The organism is Pedobacter sp. Bi126 (assembly GCF_918698245.1).
Taxonomy (GTDB): domain Bacteria; phylum Bacteroidota; class Bacteroidia; order Sphingobacteriales; family Sphingobacteriaceae; genus Pedobacter.
In genome coordinates this window covers 812,096-836,109 of sequence record NZ_CAKKMS010000002.1, presented here as the reverse complement: position 1 = coordinate 836,109, position 24,014 = coordinate 812,096, and the positions used below count along the sequence as shown (strand labels likewise).

Sequence of the window (24,014 nt, the reverse complement as noted above, 5' to 3'; positions counted from 1 at the left end):
GGTTAACCTAAACCATCGTTTTTTTCCAGTTCCCCTTTTTAAACAAGATATAGGCTGCTATCGCAATACCTGCTTCGGCTGTTGGGATGGCAATAAAAACACCAGTTGGGCCCATTTCTAAAAATTTGGCTAAAAAGTAAGCAAAAGGAATCTGGAACAACCAAAAGGCAAAAACATTAATTTTGGTAGGCGTCCAGGTATCGCCAGCACCATTAAATGCACTGCTGAATACCATAGCAGCTCCATAAATCACAAAACCAATGCTTAGAATTTTTAAAGCTTCGCTTGCAACGGCAATCACATTTTCATCTGATGTAAAAAATGCCGCGAACAAATGCCCGCAGGTTAAGAACAGTACACTTACTATGGCCATGAAAATAATAATGTATTTCAGGGTCTGGAATACTGATTTTTCAGCGCGATCTATATGGCCTGCGCCCAAATTCTGACCAACCAAAGTAGCGGCTGCATTGCTTAGTCCCCAGGCGGGTAACATAAAAAACATCATCAGTCGCAGTGCTGTTTGGTAACCTGCCGACCCAGTATCACCACCAGTTGTGGCAACAAGTTCTGCTAAAAATACCCAGCTACAACTTGCAATTACGAATTGGAAAATAGCCGGAGCAGCAATCTTAACGATAGCTTTAATCTGGGTAAAATCAGGCAAGAAGTGACTAATGCGTATTTTTAATATATTTTTACCACTAAACAAATTGTAAACCTGATAAGTAACGCCCAAACCACGACCAATTGTTGTGGCAATTGCAGCACCTGTTAAACCAAATGCCGGTACTGGCCCAAACCCATTAATAAAAATAGGGCAGAGGATGATGTTCGCAATATTGGCGATCCACAAACTCCGCATTGCGATTGCTGCATTACCCGCACCACGAAAAATCCCATTGATTAAGAATAAGAGTACAATAATGATACTTCCACCCATCATAATCCGAACAAATGGAACGCCTTGATCAGCTGTTTCAGTTGAAGCACCCATCAGCAATAGAATATCTCTGGCGTAAATTAACCCGAGGATACTGATTATAATGTTAACGAAAACCGCAATTACAATCGTCTGCATACCGGCTTTTGATGCCGCTTCTGGATTTTTCTCGCCAATTCTCCTGGCAACCACCGCGGTTGCAGCCATACTCAACCCAATGGCCAATGAGTAAATAATGGTTAACACCGATTCTGTTAAACCAACGGTTTGTATAGCATGGCTACTATTTTCTAAGTGGCCAACAAAATATAGATCGACTAAGGCAAAAACCGACTCCATAGCCATTTCCAGCATCATCGGAATGGCCAATAAAATAATTGCGCGTTTAATGCTAATTGAAGTTAAATCAACCTCATGACCTTTTAAAGATTGAACGAGGATATCGAAAAAAGACGAAAGTTTGCCCTGTGTCTTTGTTGACTGTGACATATAATAATAAAGTAAAGTGTAATGTATAAACCAATGATACGCCTTTAAGCGTACATATCTAAAAATTGTAAGGGAGGGAATCCTCGGTTATTTAGAACCTCAAACGGATTGCAGATACTATCATGGCTCTGGTCTTTTTGATGCAACAAAGATAGATAAAATTTCGAATTGTCAAATTTAGATGACTAATTTTTATCGAAGTGATTAGTTTTTTATTGTTGATCTATGATCTATGTCTCACAGACCATTCAGGTTGGATTTACGAGTGTTTTTTTCACGGAGACACGGAACTCAGGGATCTATAATCCCTTAAATCGGTGTAATCACCTGCTATATACTGTAGGCTTTAATCATTTCTTCTGAGACCTTTGTTCCACGACCAGTAGTTAAATCAATCAATACGTAATCAAAAATGCCATCTGAAGCTACTTTGCCAGTTTTTTGATTAACGATTTCGAATTGAACAGAGCAGCCTTTATCATTCATGGTTAAGATTCCAGTTCTGATCAGCATTAAGTCATTCATCAACAATGGCCGTTTAAAATTAATATCAACATGGCTTACAACCCAGCCCAGACCCTGTTTGGTAAAATGTTCCCAAGGCATACCGTAGAATTTTTCCATTTGCTCATAACGAGCTGCCAGTACATAATCAAGGTATTTACTATTATGCACATGGTTAAACATATCTATATCATCCGGGCGGACACGTAATTCACTTTCGAAAATGCTGTATTGATTCTTTTCCAAGGGTAAATGTTTTTGCAAAAGTATAAATAGCTTTTGATATATGATGTAAAGACGTCTTGATGTAAATATATGTCATCTTTTTCCATATTTATGATATGAAATGGGAAAGCTTACTTTATATGATATTTAAAATTCCACGCGAAGCAATAGCAGAAGAGCGTGAAATGTTTATTTAAAGCATACTCCAGAGCAGCACTTCTTTGGTGTTTTGCTTAACCATATCTCGGTTACAATGACTGAGGGCCAGCCCCCTTAAATCGCCACAAGGGAAGGGTATTATTTATCCATAAGCCAGCCATATAATTGCTTTAAGTCTTTTGATAAAGAAGTAACGGTTTAATCTTTATTCTGATAATTTAATTTTAATCTTTCCTGGTGCGATCGTCATATAGTGAGATTAGTGTTTTAGTCAAAAGCATTAAATATCAGAGATTATAAGTCTCAAGTCGTCATTTCGAGCGGAGTGCAACGCAGTCGAGAAATCTGTCAAGATAGATCTCTCCATTTCACTACGCTTCAGTCGAGATGACGACTTTTCGACAGACTTATCTAATTCAAGTTAATAAAAAACACCTCTTGCTTTTAAGCAAAAATAACTTTAGCTTTGCGCCACAATTAATTAATTTTTTATTGCTTTAATATTATTCAAGAATGTATTTAAGTCCAGAGAAAAAAGCTGTAATCTTTAAAGAACACGGCAAAGTAGAAACCAACACTGGTTCTGCAGAAGGTCAAGTAGCGTTATTTACATACCGTATTGCGCACTTAACAGAACACTTAAAGAAAAATCGTAAAGATTTCTCTACTCAGTTGTCACTTCAAAAATTGGTAGGTAAACGCCGCGGTATTTTGGCTTACCTATACAAAAAAGATATTGAGCGCTATCGTGCTATCATCAAAGCTTTATCGCTTCGTGATATCATCAAACAAAAATAAGCGCAAGTTTATCAATAAAAGCCATTCTTTAGGGAATGGCTTTTTAATTCCCTGTTAATTTTTTTAACGGGTTTTATTATAGATAGGCTTTTTTAATCCTATCTTCGTTTGCAAAAACAAATACATATATAAACAACGGTGTGTAGAAAGAGGAAAACACACCATAATTCTATTTAAATGAATGTAATAAAAAAATCGTTCGATTTGGGCGATGGCAGAATTGTAGAAATTGAAACTGGTAAATTGGCTAAACAAGCTGATGGTTCGGTTGTAGTAAAAATGGGCGATACCATGTTGTTAGCAACTGTAGTATCAACTGTTGGTGCTAAACCAGGTACTGATTTTTTACCATTATCGGTTGATTATCAGGAAAAATATGCGGCTACAGGCCGTATTCCAGGAGGCTTTTTACGTCGTGAGGCAAGATTATCTGATTACGAGGTTTTAATCTCTCGTTTGGTTGACAGAGCTTTACGCCCAATGTTCCCAAGTGATTATCACTCTGATACACAGGTGATGATTTCTTTAATTTCTGCAGATAAAGATATTATGCCAGATTGTTTGGCAGGTTTAGCAGCATCAGCTGCATTATCAGTATCTGATATTCCTTTCAACGGTCCGATTTCTGAAGTACGTGTTGCTAAAATTGATGGTAAATTGGTAATCAATCCATTAGCCAGCCAATTAGAGCGTGCAACTTTAGAGTTTATGGTAGCTGGTTCGGCTAACGATATAGGCATGGTTGAAGGTGAGTGTGATGAAATTCAGGAAGACGAAATGGTTGAGGCTTTAAAATTTGCACACGATGCAATTAAAGTTCAATGCGCTATTCAGGTTGAATTAACTGAGGCTACTGGCAAAACCGTTAAACGCGAATACAGCCACGAAGACCATGATGCTGATTTAAAAGCTAAGGTTTATGCTGATACTTACGATAAAGTTTATGCTGTAGCAAAAGCTGGTGGCAATAAAGATGTCCGTAAAGAAGGTTTCACTGCGATCATTAACGAATTCTTCGAGGCAATGCCGGAAGATACTGCAGATTTAACTAAAGCAATGGCTAAACATTATTATCATGATGTTCAGTACGATGCAATCAGAAACTTATTGTTAGATGAAGGTATCCGTTTAGATGGGCGTAAGACTACAGAAATTCGTCCTATCTGGAGTGAAGTTGGTTATTTACCTGCTGCTCACGGTTCGGCTGTATTTACACGTGGCGAAACACAATCATTAACTTCAGTTACTTTAGGTAGTAAAGATGATGAGCAAATGATTGATGGCGCTTTCTTTAATGGTTACAACAAATTCTTATTGCACTATAATTTCCCTGGTTTCTCAACCGGAGAGGTTAGACCAAACAGAGGCGCTGGCCGTCGCGAAATTGGTCACGGTGCTTTAGCACAACGTTCATTGAAAAAAGTATTGCCTCAAGGTGAAGCAAATCCTTATACCATCCGTATTGTTTCTGATATCTTAGAATCTAATGGTTCGTCATCAATGGCAACTGTTTGTGCTGGTACATTAGCATTAATGGATGCAGGTATTAAGATCAAATCTCCAGTTTCAGGTATCGCAATGGGTTTAATTACCGATGAGAAAACCGGTAAATATGCAATCCTTTCTGATATTTTAGGTGATGAAGATCACTTAGGTGATATGGACTTTAAAGTAACTGGTACTGAACACGGTATTGTTGCTTGTCAAATGGACTTAAAAATCAATGGTTTATCTTACGAAGTTTTAACAAAAGCTTTGTTACAGGCTAAAGAAGGTCGTTTACACATCTTAAACGAGATGAAGAAAACCATCAGCTCACCTAACGAAGATTATAAACCACACGCACCACGTATTGTTTCTTTAACTATTGATAAAGAATTTATCGGTGCAATTATCGGCCCTGGAGGTAAAATTATCCAGGAAATGCAACGCGAAACCGGTGCTTCAATCTCTATCGAAGAAGTTGATGGCAAAGGTATTGTAGAAGTATTTGCAGATAACAAAGCAGCTATCGATGCAGCGGTTACCCGTATCCGTAATATCGTAGCTAAGCCAGAAATCGGTGAAGTTTACCAAGGTAAAGTAAAATCAATTATGCCATTCGGTGCATTTGTTGAGGTGATGCCAGGTAAAGACGGTTTATTGCACATCTCTGAAATTTCATGGGAACGTTTAGAAACCATGGATGGTGTATTAAAAGAAGGTGATAAAATCGAGGTTAAATTATTAGACATCGATAAACAAGGTAAAATGAAACTTTCTCGCAAAGTTTTATTGCCAAGACCAGAAAAACCAGCAGCGCCACAAGCGTAAAAAAGTCCGGGGTCGGAAGTCCGAAGTCGGGAGATATAGCAACCCTTTCAGTTTTAACTGGAAGGGTTTTTTGTTGAGATATAAATTAAGTTTGAAATGATTTTGTAACTTGCATTGCCACTATCTAAGCTAAGATAATTGGTTTATGCAAGGTCTAGCGATTTCGTCATGCTGAATTTATTTCAGCATCTTTCTGGTATTAAGACCCTGAGATGAATTCAGGGTGACGGCCGTTCATTTATAATGCATATAATAACGAAAGCAAAATTTGGACTTAAATAATTAAGAAAAATTAAATGAAATACATCATTGCCCCATCCATACTTTCTGCCGATTTCGGCAATTTACAACGCGATATTGAAATGATTAACCACAGCGAGGCCGATTGGTTCCACGTTGATGTGATGGATGGTGTTTTCGTTCCAAATATTTCTTTTGGTTTCCCCATCATGGCTGCTGTAAAAAAACATGCGACCAAACCTTTAGATGTACATTTAATGATTGTTGAACCGGATAAATATGTTCAGGATTTTGCCAAAGCAGGAGCAGATAGAATCACGGTACACTACGAAGCCTGCACACACCTGCATAGAACCATTCAGTTAATCAAAGCATCAGGCTGCAAGGCTGGTGTGGCTTTAAACCCGCATACTCCGGTAACCTTGTTGCAGGATGTAATTGAAGATCTTGATCTGGTGCTTATTATGTCGGTTAATCCCGGTTTCGGTGGACAAGCTTTTATCCATAATACCTACAAGAAAATACAGGATTTAAAGGCCTTGATTCAAGGTGTAAATGAAGACTTAATAATTGAAATCGATGGTGGTGTTGGTTTGCAGAATATTGCTACATTAGTATCTGCAGGTGCCAATGCCTTTGTGGCCGGAAATGCAATTTTCGCAACAGATAATCCAACGGAAACCATTTCTAAAATGAAAAGCTTGACAACTAGCGCGATAAATATTTAAATTGTTAAATGTTTTATTGCTAAATTGTTTAGGATAAGGCGCATACAGTCTTAATCCCTGATACTTTTGTCTTGATACTAAAAATGCTCAAATTTCGGCTAATCCTTCTCCTTTTAATTGCTGGTTGCGGTTTTGCTGTGGCACAGCCTTTAGTTAGGGTTTCAGGGATAGTTTATAGCGATGAAAAGTTACCCTTGGCACAGGTTACGGTAATCGTTTTAGGGCAGGCACAATCAACAGTTACGGATGAATTTGGCGTATATACCATTTATTCAAAATCAAAAACGTTTAGCATTAAATATTCGCTTTTGGGCTATCAGCCACAAACCGTAAAATTTAGTGAGCGCTCGGGAGCTCGGATTATCAAACAGATAAATTTAATTGCCAATATCAATGAATTAGAGCAGGTTAATATAACCAACAAACAGAACCAGTTAAGTAACACCACTACTATTAATATTGCCGATGTTTCTTCAATGCCATTGGTTTCTGGTAATTTTGAAACCATGCTCAAAACCCTGCCAGGTGTATCTACAAACAACGAATTAAGTGCCCAATATAGCGTTAGAGGAGGTAACTTCGACGAAAATCTGATTTACATCAATGATGTGGAAATTAACCGGCCAGTATTAATCCGCAATGGGCAACAGGAGGGACTAAGTTTTATCAATTCAGATTTGGTGAGTAAAGCAAAATTCTCTGCGGGTGGCTTTGAAGCAAAATATGGCGAGAAACTATCTTCAATTTTAGATATTAGATACGATAAACCAGACAGTAATCAAACTATTTTTAGTACCAGCCTTTTAAACACCTCATTAACAACCAAAAAGATATTCAAAAACAGCTTCCTTTTGGCTGGTTTACGCTATAAAAACAACTCTAGTGTACTGATTAAACAAGATGAAAAGGGGAGTTATAGTCCAAATTTTGCCGATGCTCAATTGCTGTATCAATATGATTTTTCATCAAAATTCAATATCAGTTTTTTGGGGAGCTTTAACCTCGGTCAGTTTAAATTGGTGCCCACCAATAGAGAAACCCAATTCGGGACGTTGAGCACTACATTAAGGCTGAATGTGGATTATACAGGACAAGAAATAGACGATTACCAAACTTTTGGAAGCGCCGCTACTGCTACTTATTCGCCCAAACCAAACCTGGTCATCAAGTTTATTAACAGTTATTTTAGTACGGTTGAGAGAGAGCGTTTCGATATTAATGGCAGCTATATTTTTGATGAGGTGGATAATAACTTTTCAGGTGAAAATTTTGGGATGATCAATAAAAATAGAGGCATCGGCAGTTATTATAATTATGGAAGAAATAGTTTAAATACCCAGATTTTCGCTTCTGAAATAAAAGTAGATCAGAATTTTAATAATCATGTTTTTTCCTGGGGGATAAAATTCGACAATTCGAAATATAACGACCAATTGAACGAGTATAATTATACCGATTCTGCCGGGTTTATATTGCCAAACAATTCGAAAAATATCACGTTACAAAATGTAATCAACATACAGAACAATATCGATATTAAAAACTACAGTACTTATATTCAGGATAGCTATTCGCTTTCCAATTCTGCAGAGTTACAATTAGGAGCACGCGCCACATATAGTTCATTAAGCAAACAGCTATTAATCAGTCCGAGGATGTTGATTGCTTATAGGCCCAATTCAAACAATAAAATTTTAAGGTTTTCTGCTGGTGTTTATAAGCAGCCACCCTCATACAGGACCATTCGTGATTTTTCAGGAGTATTAAATATTGATCAAAAGGCACAGAGTTCTTATAACACTTCTCTAGGTTATGAATACGCTTTTGATGCTTTTGGAACACGGCTAAAGTTTACTTCTGAGGCCTATTTTAAATATTCTGACCGATTAATTCCGTATAAAATAGATAACCTGAGAATTAAATACCTGGCGAATGAAGTCTCGCGCGGTTATGCTTATGGGGCCGATTTTAGTATAGGCGGCGAATTTGTTAAAGACCTGGTTTCTTATTTCAGAATGTCGGTTATGCATGCCAATGAAGATATTATCGGAGATAGTTATATTCAGAATGGAACTACAATTTATCCTGGTTATCTAAAAAGGCCAACTGATCAGCGTTTGAATTTCTCTATATTTTTCCAGGATAAATTATTAAATAGTCCAACTTATAAAGTACACTTAAACGCGCTTTATGGCTCAAGGCTACCGATTGGTCCATCACAAACACCACGGTATTTAGATCAATTTTTTATCCCATCATACAAGCGGGTAGATATCGGTTTCTCTAAAGATTTCCTTGATGATGCTGCTTTGCACAAACCTAAATTTTTGGACAAAAATTTCAGTTCGGTTATTTTGTTCTTTGAAGTTTTTAATATGCTGAATATCGACAATACAGTTTCCTACCTATGGCTTAAGGATGTAGATAATGTGCAATATGCCATTCCAAATTATTTAACAGGCAGGCAGTTTAACCTGAAATTGATTGTGAAGTTGAAGAATAAGCCATAAACTACTAAATCTATCGGCGTTAATCTTTTCGTCTATCTGAATAACGAATTCTTTGCAAAAACTGCAACAAAACGCTCATTTTTGTTAAAATTTTTAACAAAATTTAATTTTTTATGATACGATTTTATGGGCATAACTGCTTTAAAAATTTTACATTTACGCCCATAAAACATTATATAATAAGATGAAGCATAATTTTGGCGCAGGCCCTTGTATTTTACCTCAAGAAGTGTTTAAACAAGCAGCTCAGGCTGTTTTAGATTTTAACGATGGATTATCAATTTTAGAAATTTCGCACAGAACAACCGAATTTGAGGCAGTTGTTGCTGAAGCTGATAAGTTGGTAAAGGAATTATTAAAAGTGCCGTCGGGTTATTCCGTTTTATTTTTACAAGGTGGTGCAAGTTTACAGTTTGCAATGGTTCCGATGAATTTATTGGGCGATGGACAAACAGCAAGTTATTTAGACACTGGTGTTTGGGCAACCAAAGCATTAAAAGAAGCTAAATTTATCGGTAATGTGAATGTAGTTGCCTCATCTAAAGATGCGAACTATACTTTCATTCCAAAGGATTTTGAAATTCCTGCTGATAGTGCTTATTTCCACTATACTTCAAACAATACCATTTACGGAACTGAGCTTTTCGAAGTACCTAAAACAAACATTCCGGTTGTTTGCGATATGTCTTCTGATATTATGAGCCGTGTAATCGATGTTTCTAAATTCGATTTAATTTATGCCGGAGCTCAAAAAAATGTAGGCCCTGCTGGTTTAACCATCGCTATTGTTAAGAATGAAATTTTAGGCAAAATCGACCGTAAAATTCCATCTATGTTGAACTATCAATCGCATATTGATAACGATTCGATGTACAATACACCTCCGGTTTTCTCAATCTATGTAGCTTTATTAAATCTGCGTTGGTTAAAATCGAAAGGTGGTGTTGCTGAGATTGAAAAAGAAAACAAACAAAAAGCTGAGGCACTTTACAGAGAAATCGACCGTAATCCATTATTTAAAGGAACTTGTGCAGTTGAAGACCGTTCTAGAATGAACATCTGTTTCGTAATGGAAAGCCCAGAATTGGAAAAACCATTCTTGAAATACGCTGAAGAGCAAGGTATTGTGGGTATTAAAGGGCACAGAAGCGTTGGTGGTTTCCGTGCATCGATGTATAATGCATTGCCAATTACAAGTGTACATGCCTTGGTAGATGCCATGCAGGTATTTGAAGAACAACAAGCAAAAGCAAATTAATTTAAATTTTAACCACAGATGATTACTGCAATTATTTAATCGGTGTAATCAATTAAATCTGTGCAATCATATATAACAATGATTAAAATATTAGCAAACGATGGGATTGATCCGATCGGAAAAGAATTATTAGAAAAAGCAGGTTTCCAGGTTGATACTGAAACCGTTCCTCAGGATAAATTAGCTGAAGCATTAAAAAACTATGATGCCATTACTGTACGTAGTGCAACAAAAGTTAGAAAAGAATTAATTGATGCTGTACCCAATATCAAATTAATTGGTAGAGGTGGAGTGGGCATGGATAATATCGATGTTGAATACGCACGTAGCCAAGGTGTTAACGTGGTAAACACGCCAGCTGCATCTTCATTATCAGTTGCTGAATTGGTATTTTCTCACTTATTTACAGGTATCAGGTTTTTACAGGATGCTAACCGTAAAATGCCTGTAGAAGGTTCTACTCAATTCAATAACTTGAAAAAAGCTTATGCTAAAGGAACTGAATTAAGCGGTAAAACCATCGGCATTATCGGTTTCGGTCGTATCGGTCGCGCTACTGCAAAAGTGGCTTTAGGCTTAGGTATGAATGTTTTGGCTTACGATTTATATCCTTCAGAATCTGAAATCACTTTAGAATTCCAAGGCGGAAAATCAGTAAGTATTCCAATTAAAACGGTTTCTTTAGACGAGGTAATTACAGGCAGTGATTTCTTTAGTTTACACACTCCATTTGCAGATAAACCTATTTTAGGTGCAGAAGAGTTTGCTAAAATGAAAGACGGGGTAGGTATTGTAAACTGTTCACGCGGTGGAACAATTGATGAGCCAGCTTTAATTGAAGCATTAAATTCTGGTAAAGTTTCTTTCGCTGGTTTGGATGTTTTCGATAACGAGCCTACACCATTGGCAGAAATTTTAACCCACCCAAAAATCTCTTTAACACCACATATTGGTGCATCAACCAACGAAGCACAAGAACGTATTGGTACGGAGCTGGCAACGTTGATTATTGAGCATTTTAAGAAATAAAATAATGTCGTCACCCTGTCCCGAAATTTCAGGATTAGTGGCTTCCACTCTAGGTAGATGCTGAAATAAATCCGATAGCTATCGGATCAGCATGACGAATTTAGTGTAAAGACCGATCGATTGATTGGTCTTTACATTTTTAATCTAACGCATTCGTTAGCACCCAATAGCGGTAACCCAAAATCGCCTTCTGAAAAGTAGTCAGCTTATTCGGATCTTTTTTATACAAACTTGGTAAAAGCACCTTATTTATCTTCACCAAGATTTTAAACAGTCCTTTTTTCATAATTTGTTTATTGCTTTTTCTGGTTACAAAGCTGCTAATATCCAATTGTACTTTTAAGAGCTAATTTTAGCAGTTTTATACCCCTGAAGTTTTTTACTGAAGAAATAAAATCCACCTGCCATTACTAGAATTAAAAAGGCGATGATGTAGGTTGATAAACCTCCTTTATTCTTTTTCTCTAAATCTTCTTTGAGCTGCGCATTCTGATCCTGTAGTTTTTTAATGGTTTGCATATAACCTTCTATGCGCTCCTGAGAATTATCCGCCACAGCGATTTTCTGCTGGTTCTGCAAATCTTTATAATCCATTAATACTTTCAGCTCTTTGAAAATATTGTTGTCGGTTAAAACTACCTGGCGAAGAATTTCATTGGAATTTTTAATATCACGTTTGGTTTGCCATCCGAATATTCCAGTTCGTTGATTTAAACTTTCATCATACTGACCAAACTTGCTACTTCTTTCTACAAGTAACGAATTTACTTTAGTACGCTGAGCAGCATAGGCAGTGGTATCTTGCAGTGCAAAGGCATGCAGGTTCAGCATTAAAAAAGAGAACAGATAAAAATATTTCTTCATGCGATATAAACGTGAAAAGGTGAAAGTTGTTTTGGCTGGTTTATTGGTTCATTAGCCATTAGTTCATTGGTTAGCAAAGTGGTTATTCTGTTTCATCATTGCTAGCGCAAAAAAATAGTTTGCAATTAGTTTGTTAAGGCACCATGCCAAATGAACCATTGAGCCAATGAACCACTGAACTTTTTTAAGGATGAAACTCCACCCGTACAATATCACCTAAATGCAAACCTAATAAACCACTTGCTTTACCTTTATTAATCGCAATTTCCAAGTGGTTACTAATCCCGAACAGGCAAAGTTTTTCACCTTCCTGTACTTCATTGTAATGCCAGCTCAATTGCGTAATGGTTTCGCTTTTTCTAAAGTACAAAGTAAAGTCCCTGTTCTTCTGTATTTTGGTGAAAAGATCTTTAGTAATATTGGTGATTACATTGCAAAAAGTATCGATATATACCACACTACCACGGATCACATCTCGTTCTATCACAGGATGTAAAAGCATCTTCTGTTCAATCTCTGCTACAGGTAAACCGATGTCTTTCAGTTTGCCACCTTTGGCCAAATGCGTGGCCGCCTTAACAAAAATATCAACCAGGGGAAAATGTAGATATTTCAGATCCTGCATAATGTTCAGTTCTACCACATCCTCTGGAACATCATCAAAAAGAAGAGAGAAAATACCATTATCAGCTCCTACAAAAAAGTGATCACGGTGCTTTACAGCAATATATTTGGTATTTTCACTGTATACAGAATCGATACCGATTAAGTGCACCGTATTCTTCGGGAAGTAAGGATAAGCGTTTTTTAGCACAAAGGCTGCGTACGAAATATTGAACGATGGAACCTCGTGGGTAATATCAACTAAATTAACATTAGGCATAAGACTCAACAGACTACCTTTAAGGGCACTCTGGTAAAAATCTTTTGAACCTAAATCTGTTGTTAAAGTAATTATCCCCATTAAAAATTCATTATTATTGCTTATTCTTGTGTACGGGCCTAAGCGTCTGCAAATATTCAAATTTTAATTAATATACCCCGATAACTTTTTAAAATACTACAGTTTGAACGAATTAAAATTAACTCTGGATACCGTAAATCCTGCTCACTTTTGGGGGCCGAATAACGAGAATTACGAAATGATTAAAGGTGCTTTCGCGAAGTTGAAACTGGTAGCGAGAGGTAGTGATGTTAAGGTTCTCGGTGATGAACAGGAACTTAAGGCTTTCGAGGATAAGTTTAACCAGCTTATTGCACACCTCGAGAAATATAGCTCACTTACCAATAACGACGTAGAATCTATACTGGGTGCAAAAGCAGCCGGTGTAGTAAAAAAAGATGTAGAACAACCTACCGGAGGCGGTGGAGAGGTAATTGTTTTTGGCACAAACGGCCTTTTGGTTAAGGCAAGAACCGCTAATCAACGCAAAATGGTAAGCAGCATTGCTAAAAATGACATCCTATTTGCCATTGGCCCCGCCGGAACAGGAAAAACATATACCGCCGTTGCTTTGGCTGTTAGGGCATTAAAAAATAAAGAAATTAAACGGATTATTTTAACCCGCCCGGCGGTCGAAGCAGGGGAGAACCTTGGTTTCTTACCTGGCGATTTAAAGGAAAAAATCGATCCATATTTACGTCCACTTTACGATGCCTTGGATGACATGATTCCTGCAGAGAAATTGAAATTCTACATCGAAAACCGTACGATAGAAATTGCGCCACTGGCATTTATGCGCGGACGTACTTTAGATAACTGTTTTGTGATTTTAGATGAGGCGCAAAACGCCACCGATATGCAGTTAAAAATGTTTTTAACCCGTATGGGGCCAACAGCTAAATTTATTGTCACTGGCGATGTTACACAGATCGATTTGCCTAAAAAACAGATGTCTGGTTTATTTAACGGCTTAAGGATTTTAGAAGATATTAAAGGTATCGATATTATTTACTTAAGCGGTGAAGATGTGGTAAGGCATAAATTGGTGAAAGATATCCTGAAAGCTTACGGCGATATTCAATAGTTGAGTCCTGAGTCGGTAGTCTATAGTCTTGAGTCTAAATCGACTATGGACTATGGACTAAAGACTTTCTGACTTCCCAACTTTTTTCCTATTTTTATCCCCTCATGAAAGCACTAAAAGAAACTCATTTCAATTTTCCAAATCAAAGTAATTTTTACAAAGGTAAAGTTCGCGATGTATACACTATAGCTGACCAGTTTATGGTGATGGTGGTATCAGACCGTATCTCTGCTTTTGATGTAGTATTACCTGAAGCTATTCCATTTAAAGGACAGGTATTAAATCAAATTGCAGCTAAATTTTTAGCAGCTACTCAGGATATCGTTCCTAACTGGGTTTTAGATGTGCCAGATCCAATGGTTACGATTGGCCGTATCTGTGAGCCTTTTAAGGTTGAAATGGTAATTAGAGGTTATTTGGCCGGTCATGCATGGCGCGAATATAGCGCAGGAAAACGTTCGGTGTGTGGTGTTTCTCTACCTGATGGATTAAAAGAAAACGATAAACTACCTCAGCCCATTATTACTCCAACCACAAAAGCTTCAGTAGGGCATGATGAAGACATTTCAAAAGAAGATATTTTAGCAAAAGGCATTGTTTCTATAACAGACTACGAAAAATTAGAAGAATATACTTACGCACTATACCAACGCGGAACTGAGATTGCTGCAAAAAGCGGGTTGATTTTAGTGGATACGAAATACGAGTTCGGCACTGCTGATGGCGTAATTTATTTGATCGACGAAATACACACGCCAGATTCTTCACGCTATTTTTATGCAGAAGGATATCAGGACCGCCAGAATAATGATGAGCCACAAAAGCAACTTTCAAAAGAATTTGTAAGGAAATGGTTAATCGAAAATGGTTTTCAGGGAAAAGATGGACAGGTTGTGCCAGAAATGACACCTGAAATTGTAAATTCAATTTCAGAACGTTACATCGAACTTTACGAACAAATTGTAGGAGAGACCTTTATAAAAGCTGATGCTGATGCAATTTCTAGCCGCATTGAAACCAATGTTTTAAAGGCTTTAGAAACACTTTAAATTCGAAAGAAATTTATACATTAGTAAAATAAAGATTAGAGAGATGAAATTTTCAGTAGATAAACACGATAAATATGTAACCTTAAAGTTAGAAGAGCCTAAGTTTACAAACGATAATGCTCCGGGGTTGAAATCAGAGTTCTATTTGCTCAACGCAGAGGGATTTCAAAATATAATTGTTGATTTAAGTCATGTTACAGAGTGTAGCGATGCGCAGGACTTAAGCTGCTTATTGGTTGGTGATAGGCTTTGCAAATCGGCAGGTGGGTTATTTATTGTAACCGGAATTAATGATGAATTGGCATCGATTATCGAATTATCAAACATATTCCAATCTGTAACGTTTGTTAATACAATAGAGGAAGCAACCGATTTTATCTTCATGGATGAGTTGGAGAAAGAATTTAGAGGCGCTAAATAACAAATATTTAAATAACATTCCGGCCTCGTAGTTTCTAAAAATCTACGAGGCTTTTTATATCTTATCATGATGAAATTTGAAGTTACAATTTTAGGAAGCAGTTCTGCAACTCCTGTATTTAACAGGAACCCATCGGCACAGCTTTTAAATTGTAATGAAAAATATTACCTCATCGATTGTGGTGAAGGCACACAACAACAATTGACCAAGTACAACCTTAAAGCCGCCCGCATCGATTATATCTTTATCAGCCACTTACATGGCGATCATTATTTCGGTTTAATAGGCTTGCTTTCCAGTTTGCATTTAAACGGCAGGATAAAACCCATGCAGATATTTGGCCCCAAAGCTTTATTGGAAATTTTAGAGATTCAGTTCAAATATTCTGATACCGTATTGAGATATCCGATTGAGTTTTTTCCGATTGAAGCCGATGAGTCTAGACAGATATTCGAGAATAGTGATTTAACAGTTAAAACTATTGTTTTAAATCACCGTATCCCTACAACGGGCTTTGTTTTTCAGCAGAAGAAACGACAACGGAAACTCATTAAAGATAAGACTGATGAAGTGCCTATGGCATATTATACGGCCTTAAAAAAAGGAATTGATGTAGAACTGCCAAATGGCGATATTTTACGCAGTGAAGATTATACCACCGAGGCAGATGCACCAAGATGTTACGCCTATTGCTCTGATACCTTGTTTGATGAGCGTTACTTTGCTACCATAAAAGGTTGTGATACCTTATACCACGAAGCTACCTTTATGCACGATTTATTGGATAGGGCTAAAGAAACACATCACACAACCGCTTTACAGGCAGCAGAAGTGGCCAAAATCAATGGTGTAAAGAAATTACTTATCGGCCATTTTTCTTCGCGCTACAAAACTTTACAAATGCTTTTAGAAGAAGCACAATCTGTTTTTGAAAATACGGAGCTGGCTGTAGAGGGGAGAACTTTTCATCTTTAGGGATTTTTATCTTTTTTACCGCCGAACACGCATTGGAATACGCAAAGAATCGCAGCGTTGGGGGCAAAGAAAAAGTTAAATACAATCTGCGTCTATCCTCTTAAATCTGTAGGAACCTGTAGCAGAAGTTTTTCCCGCGGATTACGCAAATCACCGCGGATCTAATTCCATTATCGGGCTTACATTTTTCATTTTTACCGAAGAGTACACAGAGGAATACACAAAGATTTGCAGCGTTGGCGCAAAGAAAATGTTAAATACATGCGTCTATCTTCTTAAATCTGCGGAACCTATAGCAGAAGTTTTTCCCGCGGATTATGCAAATCACCGCGGATCTAATTCCATTATCGGCCTTACATTTTTCATTTTTACCGCAGAACACACAGAGGAATACACAAAGATTCGCAGCGTTGGGTGCAAAGCAAATGTTAAATAGAATCTGCGTCTATCTTCTAAATCTGCGGGAACCCCAGCAGAAATTTTCCCACTGATAACGCAGATTATCGCAGAATTAATTCCACCCATTTTACCTCATTTAAAGATCTTTCATTGCATTCAGGATGACAAAAGAATAAGCCATTCAAATTTCCGTGCCTTTTGTGCTTCCGTGGCAAAAAAAATAGGCATATTAGAACTATGACCATAAAAAAAGCCTTACAATTTAAAACTGTAAGGCTTTCGATTTTATAAAAATTAATTACTTGTCTTTTTTGTTGCCACCTCCAAATACCGAGAAGTGTACATAACGTTTAGGATTAGCTTTCAAATCGATCATTAATTCATCAAGATTTTTTGAAGCATTATTTAAATTCTGATACATTTTATCATCGTTTAACAATAATCCTAAACTGCCTTTTCCATCTTTAATTCCTGAAATTACACTTTGTAAATCAGCAATAGCATTGTTTGCATTATCTAAAGTTTGTTTAAAGTTAGCTGCTGCAAACTTATCGGTAACGGTATTAATGTTAGTTAAGATATCGCTGATTTTTTGATTATTATTATTAAGGTTGGCCGTTATCCCTTCAACATTTTTAAAAATCGCTTCAATACGTGCGCTTTCTGAACCTACTAAACCATCAACTTTTTTCGATGTGTTTTCTAACGAAGCCAATGTACCAGCAATACTGTTAAAGCTTTTATCAACGTTTTTCTGGAAGTTAGGGTTCAGAATAGAGTTCACACTACTCAGAATAGAATCCATTTTACTGATAATTAATTCCGCTTTCTTTTGAACCGGTTGTACCTGTTCCATTAAGCCCTTTTCTACATTAGCGTTTAAGGTGTAACCATCTTCGGCCATCTTTTTTGAATTACCTAACGACATTACAATGGCCTTACTGCCTAAAAGATCTGTACCTTCTAAGCGGGCAATACTATTTTCGGGAATTTCATATTTGCTGTTTACACTTAAGGTTGCAATAATACTACCGTCTGGCTGTAACTCCAATTTGGCCACCCGGCCAATCTGATAACCATTAATCAGGATAGGTTTTGAAACACTTAAACCATCAACCCTTGTATATTTTGCATATAATGTAGTTTCATTTGAGAAAATTGAATTTCCTTTTAAAAAATTATATCCAATTATTAATAAAGCAATGGCAAATGCAGCTAAAATACCTACTTTGGTTTCGTTCTTAATCTTCATGAGTGTTTTATTTAATGGCTACAAGCGCTGAAGGTATCTTTTCTTCACTTGTTAGAGCGTAATTAATTCTTGTGCTAAACCCTATAAATACACAAAGGCTGCACTATTTGTTTGGTATCTGTTTTATATTTTTTCCAAAGGTAAAATAAACATCATTTATAATGCCACTTATTTAACCTCAATATTTTTTTTGTATGTTTTTATTGCTTCCAAAATAGAATTGGCAATTTCATTCTGTCCATTTTGGGAATTAATATATTTTTCTTCCTCTGTATTCGAGATAAAACCTACTTCTGTTAAAACGGCCGGCATACCACAGCGCTGCAATACCAAAACGCCCTGTTCTTTAACACCACGGCTTAATCGCTTATCCCGCTTGATATAACTGTTTTGTATTAATTTAGCAAAATTAATGCTTTTGTCCCGAAAGGCATTTTTTAAAAGCGATAAAAGAATGAAACTACTCGGGTTACTTGGATCATACCCGTCGTATTTACTTTTGTAATTCTTTTCCAATTTAATATCGGCGTTCTCACGTATGGCAGCATCCTGTTCTTTTAACCGGTGCGATCCAGCAACCAATGTTTCTACTCCTTTGATATGCTTATTACCTGGTGGCATCGAATTACAGTGTACCGATATAAAAAGATCTGCATTAGCTTCGTTCGCTATTTCTGCCCGTCTGTATAAATCAACATCTATATCTGTTTTACGTGTGAAAATTATTTTAATATCCGGCATTTCCTCCTTTAATAAGGCACCCAATTTTAATGCAACCTTCAACGCAACATCTTTTTCTTTCGAAAAATTACCAGAGGCTCCGGGTTTTCTGCCACCATGACCAGGATCAATAACAATTGTTTTGATCTTATAACCCTGAGCAGGTGCTTTTTCAGCAACTAGTAATGAAAATAAAAGTATTGTAACCAGAAGTTTAATCTTCATGCAGGAGGGATATTAAAATGATGTTTCAGCTATATGTTTATAATTTTTAATTGCTTTAATAATTCCACTTACAATTTCATTTTGTCCTTCAGGAGAATTCATATAATCTTCTTCATCTGGATTACTCACAAAACCAATTTCAGTTAACACAGCAGGCATAGCTGCACGGGCCAATACCGCAAGGCTTTTCTCTTGAACGCCTCTGTTTATTCGGCCTGCATTAACATATTCTTGTTGAAGCATTGAAGCAAACTTTAAACTCCTATCTCTATTGGTTTGTTTCATTAAAGATAACATGATGTCACTTTCAGGGGTATTCGCAATAAATCCCTCATAGTTTTTCTGATAATTTTCTTCCAAAAACATCGATGCATTTTCTCGTTTGATCACCTCATCCTGCTCACCTAAACGGCGAGTTCCCGACACGAAGGTTTCTGTTCCCCTCGTTGAAGTGCTTTTAGAAGTAACGGTTCTATAAACAGGTACTTTTCTGCCCCTTACTTTTTTATAATAATCTACCACTCTCGATACCCTAACTGGCATATCATTTAAGTGGATAGAAATAAATAAATCGGCCTTTGCATTATTTGCAATGTTGATACGCTCATATAAAGGAATAAATACATCCGACTCGCGGGTATAAATAACTTTGATATCTTTCAAACTATCTTGAAGCGCGCGGCCAAGGTTCAATGCCGTTTTAAGCGCCACATCTTTTTCCTTCGAATACACACCGTGGGTTGCACCATCTTTACCACCATGACCGGCATCGATCACAATTGTTTTAATTTTATATTCTTGCGCAAACACCTGATTATCAATTGAATTTGATAACACTAAATAAATAATAATTGTTAAAATGGATTTAAGATACATCAATGGTATATTTTTCACTAATTTTGAACGTTTTTGATTAAACATTTGTGCAAAAATAACATTCAAATACGAATTTGAAACTTCTTAAGAGCTCTATTTTACTAATATCTGTCATTTTATTAACACTTGTTGTTGGTAAAGCTAACGCATTTTCTCATTTTTCATTGCAACAAATCATCCAGCAAGACACAACCAAAAAGGATACGACTAAAAAGACAGGTAAAAATAACAGCAGTATCGACCAGAAAGTAGAATACAAAGCAGAGGATTCGGTAAAAATGAGTGCCGATAAAAGCATTGTGTATTTATACGGTAACGCAAGGGTGGTATATGGTGATTTTGAGCTAGATGCGGCTTATATCAAATACGATAAAAAGCAAAATTCCATATTTGCACGAGGTATTAAAGATCCGAAAACTGGTAGATATACCGGAAAACCAATCTTTAAATCGGGTGCCGATGGAACAGCCATAGCCGATTCTATTTTTTACAATTCAGAAACAACCCGGGCCAAAGTATATGGTGTTTTTTCTGAACAAGAGGGAGGTTTCTTCTCTGGTGGGCAGAGTAAAAAGCAGATAGATGATGAGCTGCACATTAAAAATGTAATGTATAGTACCTGTAATCTTCCACACCCGCATTTTGGATTAATGATTTCTAAAGGAGTGGTAACAGAGAAACAGATTATTACCGGGCCGGTTTACATGATTATCGAAGATATCCCCACTTTTCTGGGGCTACCTTTTGCTTTTTTTCCAAAACCTAACAAACGAACATCGGGTGTGATCCTTCCCACACCGGGCGAGGATGCAACCAGGGGCTTTTTCTTGCAAAACGGTGGCTATTACCTCGGATTGAACGATTACTGGGATGCCAAACTTTTAGGATCTATTTATACCAATGGCTCTTATGAAACAAGTTTACTGAGTAATTACACCAAAAGATATAAATACAACGGTAACATTAACTTAGCTTACTCTAGTTTTAAAGATGGTTTAGAAGGCACTGAAGCTTTTAAAAACCCGACCAAAAACTTTAGTATCAATTGGAGCCATAGTCAAAATGCCAACGCCAATCCAGGTACCACATTTAGTGCCAGCGTGAGATTGGTATCGACAGGAAAAAGAGGATACTATAAAAATACTGCAGCAGGTACTACTTACGACATTAACACTATCGCAACCAACTCAACAAGTAGTAGTATCAGTTATGCGAAGGCTTATTCGAACGGGATGAACTTCTCTTTGGCCGCATCAAGTGATCAGACTTTAAGTACAAGAGCGATATCGTTAAGATTGCCAGAAATGACATTCAACGTACCTACATTTAACCCATTTCGACCTAAAGACGCAGTCGGCGAACAAAAATGGTATGAAAAAATAACGGTTGGCTACAGCCTACAGGGAACCAACAGAATTGATACTTTTGATAGTTTATTGTTTCAAAATGATGGTTTAAAACGATTAAGAAGTGGATTTTCGCATAGTATTCCGGTAAACATGTCTTTTACTGCCTTAAAATATTTAAACTTTAGTTTGGGTGGCACCTACAATGAGGTTTGGAATTTCCAGAGTGTAAATAGAAGATATACCCAGTTTGCCGATAATACTTATACTTTTAGAGAAGATACCCTCAGTGGGTTTAAAAGAGCGGGCAGCTATAGCCTATCAACCAGCATGTCGACTAAAATTTATGGAAGAAGAGATTTTAATCCAGCAGGCAAAATCCAGGCGTTGAGGCATGTAATGACTCCAAATGTTTCCTTCTCTTATTCTCCGGATTTCACAAAAGCAGGAGCAGGGCCTTTTAGACCTGCAATTGATCAGCATGGTAATCAAATTTATACCAGTGGGCAACCTTTAAAATATTCCATTTTTGATGGTATGGCACAGCCGGGCTCTTTTGGCGGCCCTAATGCTTCCATTGGTTTCGGTTTGGACAATACCGTGGAACTGAAGGTGAGGAATAAAAACGATACGACCGGAACAGGCTCAAAAAAGATCCCGATTATTCAAGGTTTGAGTTTTAGTGGTTCATATAATTTCCTAGCCCCTTCTTATAAGTTATCAACTATTGGTTTTAGTGGCCGGTCGCAGTTTACCGATAAATTGGGGATAAATTATAATGGAACATTAGATCCATATGCTTTAAAAGACACAACGGTAAACGGCCAGATCACTAAAATAAGAGAGGATCGTTTATTTTTTCAAAAAGGTAAATTTTTACCCCGTTTAACTAACTTTGGTTTCTCATTCGATTATAGTTTAAATCCAGAGGCATTAAAGCGTAAGAACGAGGCTAATGATAAATTAGGTGAAGCAGCCAATAAAAAAGGATTAACCGATATACAGTCAGAACAATTGGCCGCTATAAGTCGTGATCCAAATGCTTTTGTTGATTTTAACATTCCCTGGAATTTCTCTTTCTCTTACAGTTTTCAATATTCGAATGACGGAAACAACAATACAATTTCGAATACACTAAACTTTAATGGAGATGTTAACTTAACACCAAAGTGGAAAGTTACTTTTAACTCAGGTTACGATTTTAAGAACAATGGCTTAACCCCAATGAATTTAGCTATTTACCGCGATTTACATTGCTGGGATATGAGTGTAAACTGGGTTCCATACGGTGCTTACAAAAGTTATTCTGTTACCATAAAAGTTAAGGCATCAATACTACAGGATTTGAAATTGAGCAAAAGACAAGGTTTTTACAGCACATACCAATAAATTATGCTAGCCGAAATTATTACCATAGGTGATGAGATTCTCATTGGCCAAATCGTTGATACCAATTCTGCCTGGATGGCTAAACAGTTAAATTTAATTGGTGTTTCCGTTAAGCAGATTACTTCAGTTTCTGATGATGAACAACATATTATTGAAGCCCTCGGACTTGCAGAAAAACGTGCAGATATTGTTTTAATTACTGGTGGGTTAGGCCCGACCAAAGATGATATTACCAAGAAAACCTTGGCAAAGTATTTCAATATGGGCTTTCGCAATGATCCCGGAGCATTGGAAATGGTTCGTCAGATTTTCGAAAAATACAAACGCCCTTTATTGGATATCAATATTCAACAAGCTGATGTTCCTGATGGTTGTGAGGTTATTGTAAACAAAAATGGTACTGCGCCTTGCATGTGGTTTGAACAAAATGACACCATTTTTGTATCGATGCCAGGTGTGCCTTACGAAATGATGTACCTGATGGATGACGAAATTCTACCGAGAATTACGAGCAGATTTAAGCTGCCGTTTATTGTACATAAAACTATTCTTACGGCAAATATAGGCGAATCATTCCTAGCCAAAGAGATCGAGGAAATTGAAGACAGCTTGCCAGCACACATCAAATTGGCTTATCTGCCAAAATTAGGACAAGTACGTTTGCGCTTATCGGCCAAAGGCGATAACGAAACAGCGCTACTTAAAGAAGTTGAGCTTTACGCCAAACAGATCATTTCAAAAGTAAATAAGTTTGTCGTAACAGATGAAGATATTCCCTTGGAAAAAGCGATCCTGAATCTCATGAAGAGCAAGGGTTTAACTTTATCTACAGCAGAAAGCTGTACCGGAGGATACATAGCACACCTGATTACGCAGCACCCAGGTTCTTCTTCGGTTTATTGGGGCGGGGCAGTAGCCTATGCCTACGAACTTAAAGAATCTATTCTTGGCGTAAAAGAAAGTACTTTAAATACCTTTGGCGCCGTGAGTGAACAAACCGTTGCAGAAATGGCTGAAGGTGCAATTAAACATTTCAAAACAGATTATGCTATTGCGGTTAGTGGCATTGCCGGTCCAGATGGTGGAACAGAAGACAAACCAGTTGGCACGGTATGGATTGCAATTTCTTCAAAACACAAAACTGTAGCTAAGTTGTTTAATTTCAGTAACAAACGCATTCAAAACATCGAACGTTCTGCAGCATCGGCATTGGCTATGTTATTAAATCTCCTTAAAGAAACAGTTTAGAAAGAATAAAAACTGTATTTTTGTAGC

Annotated in this window: 20 protein-coding genes; 12 read left to right on the top strand and 8 right to left on the bottom strand. The window is 37.0% G+C overall.

Going from position 1 to position 24,014, the window contains the following annotated elements; translation table 11 throughout:
- Positions 1–7: 7 nt before the first annotated feature.
- Together LQ201_RS08630 and LQ201_RS08625 are read right to left on the bottom strand one after the other, a co-directional pair.
- Positions 8–1,432 (bottom strand): MATE family efflux transporter, encoded by a 1,425-nt coding sequence (locus tag LQ201_RS08630; protein ID WP_230141297.1) that lies wholly within the window; start codon positions 1,430–1,432, stop codon positions 8–10.
- Between the two features lie 330 nt (positions 1,433–1,762).
- Positions 1,763–2,182, bottom strand: coding sequence for a thioesterase family protein (locus LQ201_RS08625; RefSeq protein WP_230141295.1), 420 nt, complete (start codon positions 2,180–2,182; stop codon positions 1,763–1,765).
- A 651-nt stretch (positions 2,183–2,833) separates the two neighbouring features.
- Here LQ201_RS08625 and rpsO point away from each other — a divergent pair.
- The 6 genes from rpsO to LQ201_RS08595 all read left to right on the top strand — a co-directional run bounded on the left by rpsO (position 2,834) and on the right by LQ201_RS08595 (position 11,196).
- A complete protein-coding gene (rpsO, locus tag LQ201_RS08620) occupies positions 2,834–3,118 on the top strand; it encodes a 30S ribosomal protein S15 (RefSeq protein ID WP_029275143.1) in 285 nt (94 codons plus the stop codon).
- 177 nt (positions 3,119–3,295) lie between these two features.
- Positions 3,296–5,431, top strand: a complete 2,136-nt coding sequence (gene pnp / locus LQ201_RS08615) for a polyribonucleotide nucleotidyltransferase (protein WP_029275142.1) — start codon at positions 3,296–3,298, stop codon at positions 5,429–5,431.
- Between the two features lie 296 nt (positions 5,432–5,727).
- Positions 5,728–6,399, top strand: coding sequence for a ribulose-phosphate 3-epimerase (gene rpe, locus LQ201_RS08610; RefSeq protein WP_230141293.1), 672 nt, complete (start codon positions 5,728–5,730; stop codon positions 6,397–6,399).
- An 83-nt stretch (positions 6,400–6,482) separates the two neighbouring features.
- Complete coding sequence (locus LQ201_RS08605) at positions 6,483–8,909, top strand: TonB-dependent receptor (protein WP_230141292.1); 2,427 nt, start codon at positions 6,483–6,485, stop codon at positions 8,907–8,909.
- Between the two features lie 184 nt (positions 8,910–9,093).
- A complete protein-coding gene (serC, locus tag LQ201_RS08600; RefSeq protein ID WP_230141290.1) occupies positions 9,094–10,167 on the top strand; it encodes a 3-phosphoserine/phosphohydroxythreonine transaminase in 1,074 nt (357 codons plus the stop codon).
- 78 nt (positions 10,168–10,245) lie between these two features.
- A complete protein-coding gene (locus LQ201_RS08595; RefSeq protein WP_230141288.1) occupies positions 10,246–11,196 on the top strand; it encodes a D-2-hydroxyacid dehydrogenase in 951 nt (316 codons plus the stop codon).
- A gap of 139 nt (positions 11,197–11,335) precedes the next feature.
- Here LQ201_RS08595 and LQ201_RS08590 read toward each other — a convergent pair whose 3' ends face one another.
- From LQ201_RS08590 to LQ201_RS08580, 3 genes are all read right to left on the bottom strand, one after another.
- Complete coding sequence (locus tag LQ201_RS08590) at positions 11,336–11,482, bottom strand: hypothetical protein (RefSeq protein ID WP_230141286.1); 147 nt, start codon at positions 11,480–11,482, stop codon at positions 11,336–11,338.
- Positions 11,483–11,535: 53 nt separating this feature from the next.
- Positions 11,536–12,060: a hypothetical protein gene (locus LQ201_RS08585; protein ID WP_230141284.1), complete on the bottom strand. Its 525-nt coding sequence runs from the start codon at positions 12,058–12,060 to the stop codon at positions 11,536–11,538.
- A gap of 184 nt (positions 12,061–12,244) precedes the next feature.
- A complete protein-coding gene (locus tag LQ201_RS08580; protein ID WP_131031948.1) occupies positions 12,245–13,024 on the bottom strand; it encodes an S-adenosyl-l-methionine hydroxide adenosyltransferase family protein in 780 nt (259 codons plus the stop codon).
- Positions 13,025–13,127: 103 nt separating this feature from the next.
- Between LQ201_RS08580 and LQ201_RS08575 the strand changes: the two genes are divergently transcribed.
- The 4 genes from LQ201_RS08575 (at position 13,128) to LQ201_RS08560 (ending at position 16,532) form a co-directional block, all read left to right on the top strand.
- The gene (locus LQ201_RS08575; RefSeq protein ID WP_029275135.1) at positions 13,128–14,087 is read left to right on the top strand and encodes a PhoH family protein; all 960 of its coding nucleotides are present in this window, start codon (positions 13,128–13,130) and stop codon (positions 14,085–14,087) included.
- 104 nt (positions 14,088–14,191) lie between these two features.
- Positions 14,192–15,136 (top strand): phosphoribosylaminoimidazolesuccinocarboxamide synthase, encoded by a 945-nt coding sequence (locus tag LQ201_RS08570; RefSeq protein ID WP_230141282.1) that lies wholly within the window; start codon positions 14,192–14,194, stop codon positions 15,134–15,136.
- A 43-nt stretch (positions 15,137–15,179) separates the two neighbouring features.
- Complete coding sequence (locus LQ201_RS08565) at positions 15,180–15,557, top strand: STAS domain-containing protein (protein ID WP_131031946.1); 378 nt, start codon at positions 15,180–15,182, stop codon at positions 15,555–15,557.
- Positions 15,558–15,626: 69 nt separating this feature from the next.
- The gene (locus LQ201_RS08560) at positions 15,627–16,532 is read left to right on the top strand and encodes a ribonuclease Z (protein WP_230141280.1); all 906 of its coding nucleotides are present in this window, start codon (positions 15,627–15,629) and stop codon (positions 16,530–16,532) included.
- A gap of 697 nt (positions 16,533–17,229) precedes the next feature.
- Here LQ201_RS08560 and LQ201_RS08555 read toward each other — a convergent pair.
- The 3 genes from LQ201_RS08555 to LQ201_RS08545 form a co-directional block, all read right to left on the bottom strand.
- Positions 17,230–18,183 (bottom strand): MlaD family protein, encoded by a 954-nt coding sequence (locus LQ201_RS08555; protein WP_230141278.1) that lies wholly within the window; start codon positions 18,181–18,183, stop codon positions 17,230–17,232.
- Between the two features lie 168 nt (positions 18,184–18,351).
- A complete protein-coding gene (locus tag LQ201_RS08550) occupies positions 18,352–19,128 on the bottom strand; it encodes an N-acetylmuramoyl-L-alanine amidase (protein ID WP_230141276.1) in 777 nt (258 codons plus the stop codon).
- Between the two features lie 12 nt (positions 19,129–19,140).
- Positions 19,141–20,004: an N-acetylmuramoyl-L-alanine amidase gene (locus LQ201_RS08545; RefSeq protein ID WP_230142000.1), complete on the bottom strand. Its 864-nt coding sequence runs from the start codon at positions 20,002–20,004 to the stop codon at positions 19,141–19,143.
- A 164-nt stretch (positions 20,005–20,168) separates the two neighbouring features.
- Here LQ201_RS08545 and LQ201_RS08540 point away from each other — a divergent pair, with 164 nt between their 5' ends.
- Together LQ201_RS08540 and LQ201_RS08535 are read left to right on the top strand one after the other, a co-directional pair.
- Positions 20,169–22,739, top strand: coding sequence for a putative LPS assembly protein LptD (locus tag LQ201_RS08540; protein ID WP_230141275.1), 2,571 nt, complete (start codon positions 20,169–20,171; stop codon positions 22,737–22,739).
- A 3-nt stretch (positions 22,740–22,742) separates the two neighbouring features.
- Complete coding sequence (locus LQ201_RS08535) at positions 22,743–23,987, top strand: competence/damage-inducible protein A (RefSeq protein WP_230141273.1); 1,245 nt, start codon at positions 22,743–22,745, stop codon at positions 23,985–23,987.
- The last annotated feature ends 27 nt before the right edge of the window (positions 23,988–24,014 follow it).

Excerpts from the sequence above, each read along its gene's own strand:
- LQ201_RS08630 (WP_230141297.1), bottom strand. The coding sequence starts at position 1,432 with ATGTCACAGTCAACAAAGACACAGGGCAAACTTTCGTCTTTTTTCGAT.
- rpsO (WP_029275143.1), top strand. The coding sequence starts at position 2,834 with ATGTATTTAAGTCCAGAGAAAAAAGCTGTAATCTTTAAAGAACACGGC.
- pnp (WP_029275142.1), top strand. The coding sequence starts at position 3,296 with ATGAATGTAATAAAAAAATCGTTCGATTTGGGCGATGGCAGAATTGTA.
- rpe (WP_230141293.1), top strand. The coding sequence starts at position 5,728 with ATGAAATACATCATTGCCCCATCCATACTTTCTGCCGATTTCGGCAAT.
- LQ201_RS08605 (WP_230141292.1), top strand. The coding sequence starts at position 6,483 with ATGCTCAAATTTCGGCTAATCCTTCTCCTTTTAATTGCTGGTTGCGGT.
- serC (WP_230141290.1), top strand. The coding sequence starts at position 9,094 with ATGAAGCATAATTTTGGCGCAGGCCCTTGTATTTTACCTCAAGAAGTG.
- LQ201_RS08595 (WP_230141288.1), top strand. The coding sequence starts at position 10,246 with ATGATTAAAATATTAGCAAACGATGGGATTGATCCGATCGGAAAAGAA.
- LQ201_RS08590 (WP_230141286.1), bottom strand. The coding sequence starts at position 11,482 with ATGAAAAAAGGACTGTTTAAAATCTTGGTGAAGATAAATAAGGTGCTT.
- LQ201_RS08585 (WP_230141284.1), bottom strand. The coding sequence starts at position 12,060 with ATGAAGAAATATTTTTATCTGTTCTCTTTTTTAATGCTGAACCTGCAT.
- LQ201_RS08580 (WP_131031948.1), bottom strand. The coding sequence starts at position 13,024 with ATGGGGATAATTACTTTAACAACAGATTTAGGTTCAAAAGATTTTTAC.
- LQ201_RS08570 (WP_230141282.1), top strand. The coding sequence starts at position 14,192 with ATGAAAGCACTAAAAGAAACTCATTTCAATTTTCCAAATCAAAGTAAT.
- LQ201_RS08565 (WP_131031946.1), top strand. The coding sequence starts at position 15,180 with ATGAAATTTTCAGTAGATAAACACGATAAATATGTAACCTTAAAGTTA.
- LQ201_RS08560 (WP_230141280.1), top strand. The coding sequence starts at position 15,627 with ATGAAATTTGAAGTTACAATTTTAGGAAGCAGTTCTGCAACTCCTGTA.
- LQ201_RS08555 (WP_230141278.1), bottom strand. The coding sequence starts at position 18,183 with ATGAAGATTAAGAACGAAACCAAAGTAGGTATTTTAGCTGCATTTGCC.
- LQ201_RS08550 (WP_230141276.1), bottom strand. The coding sequence starts at position 19,128 with ATGAAGATTAAACTTCTGGTTACAATACTTTTATTTTCATTACTAGTT.
- LQ201_RS08545 (WP_230142000.1), bottom strand. The coding sequence starts at position 20,004 with ATGTATCTTAAATCCATTTTAACAATTATTATTTATTTAGTGTTATCA.
- LQ201_RS08535 (WP_230141273.1), top strand. The coding sequence starts at position 22,743 with ATGCTAGCCGAAATTATTACCATAGGTGATGAGATTCTCATTGGCCAA.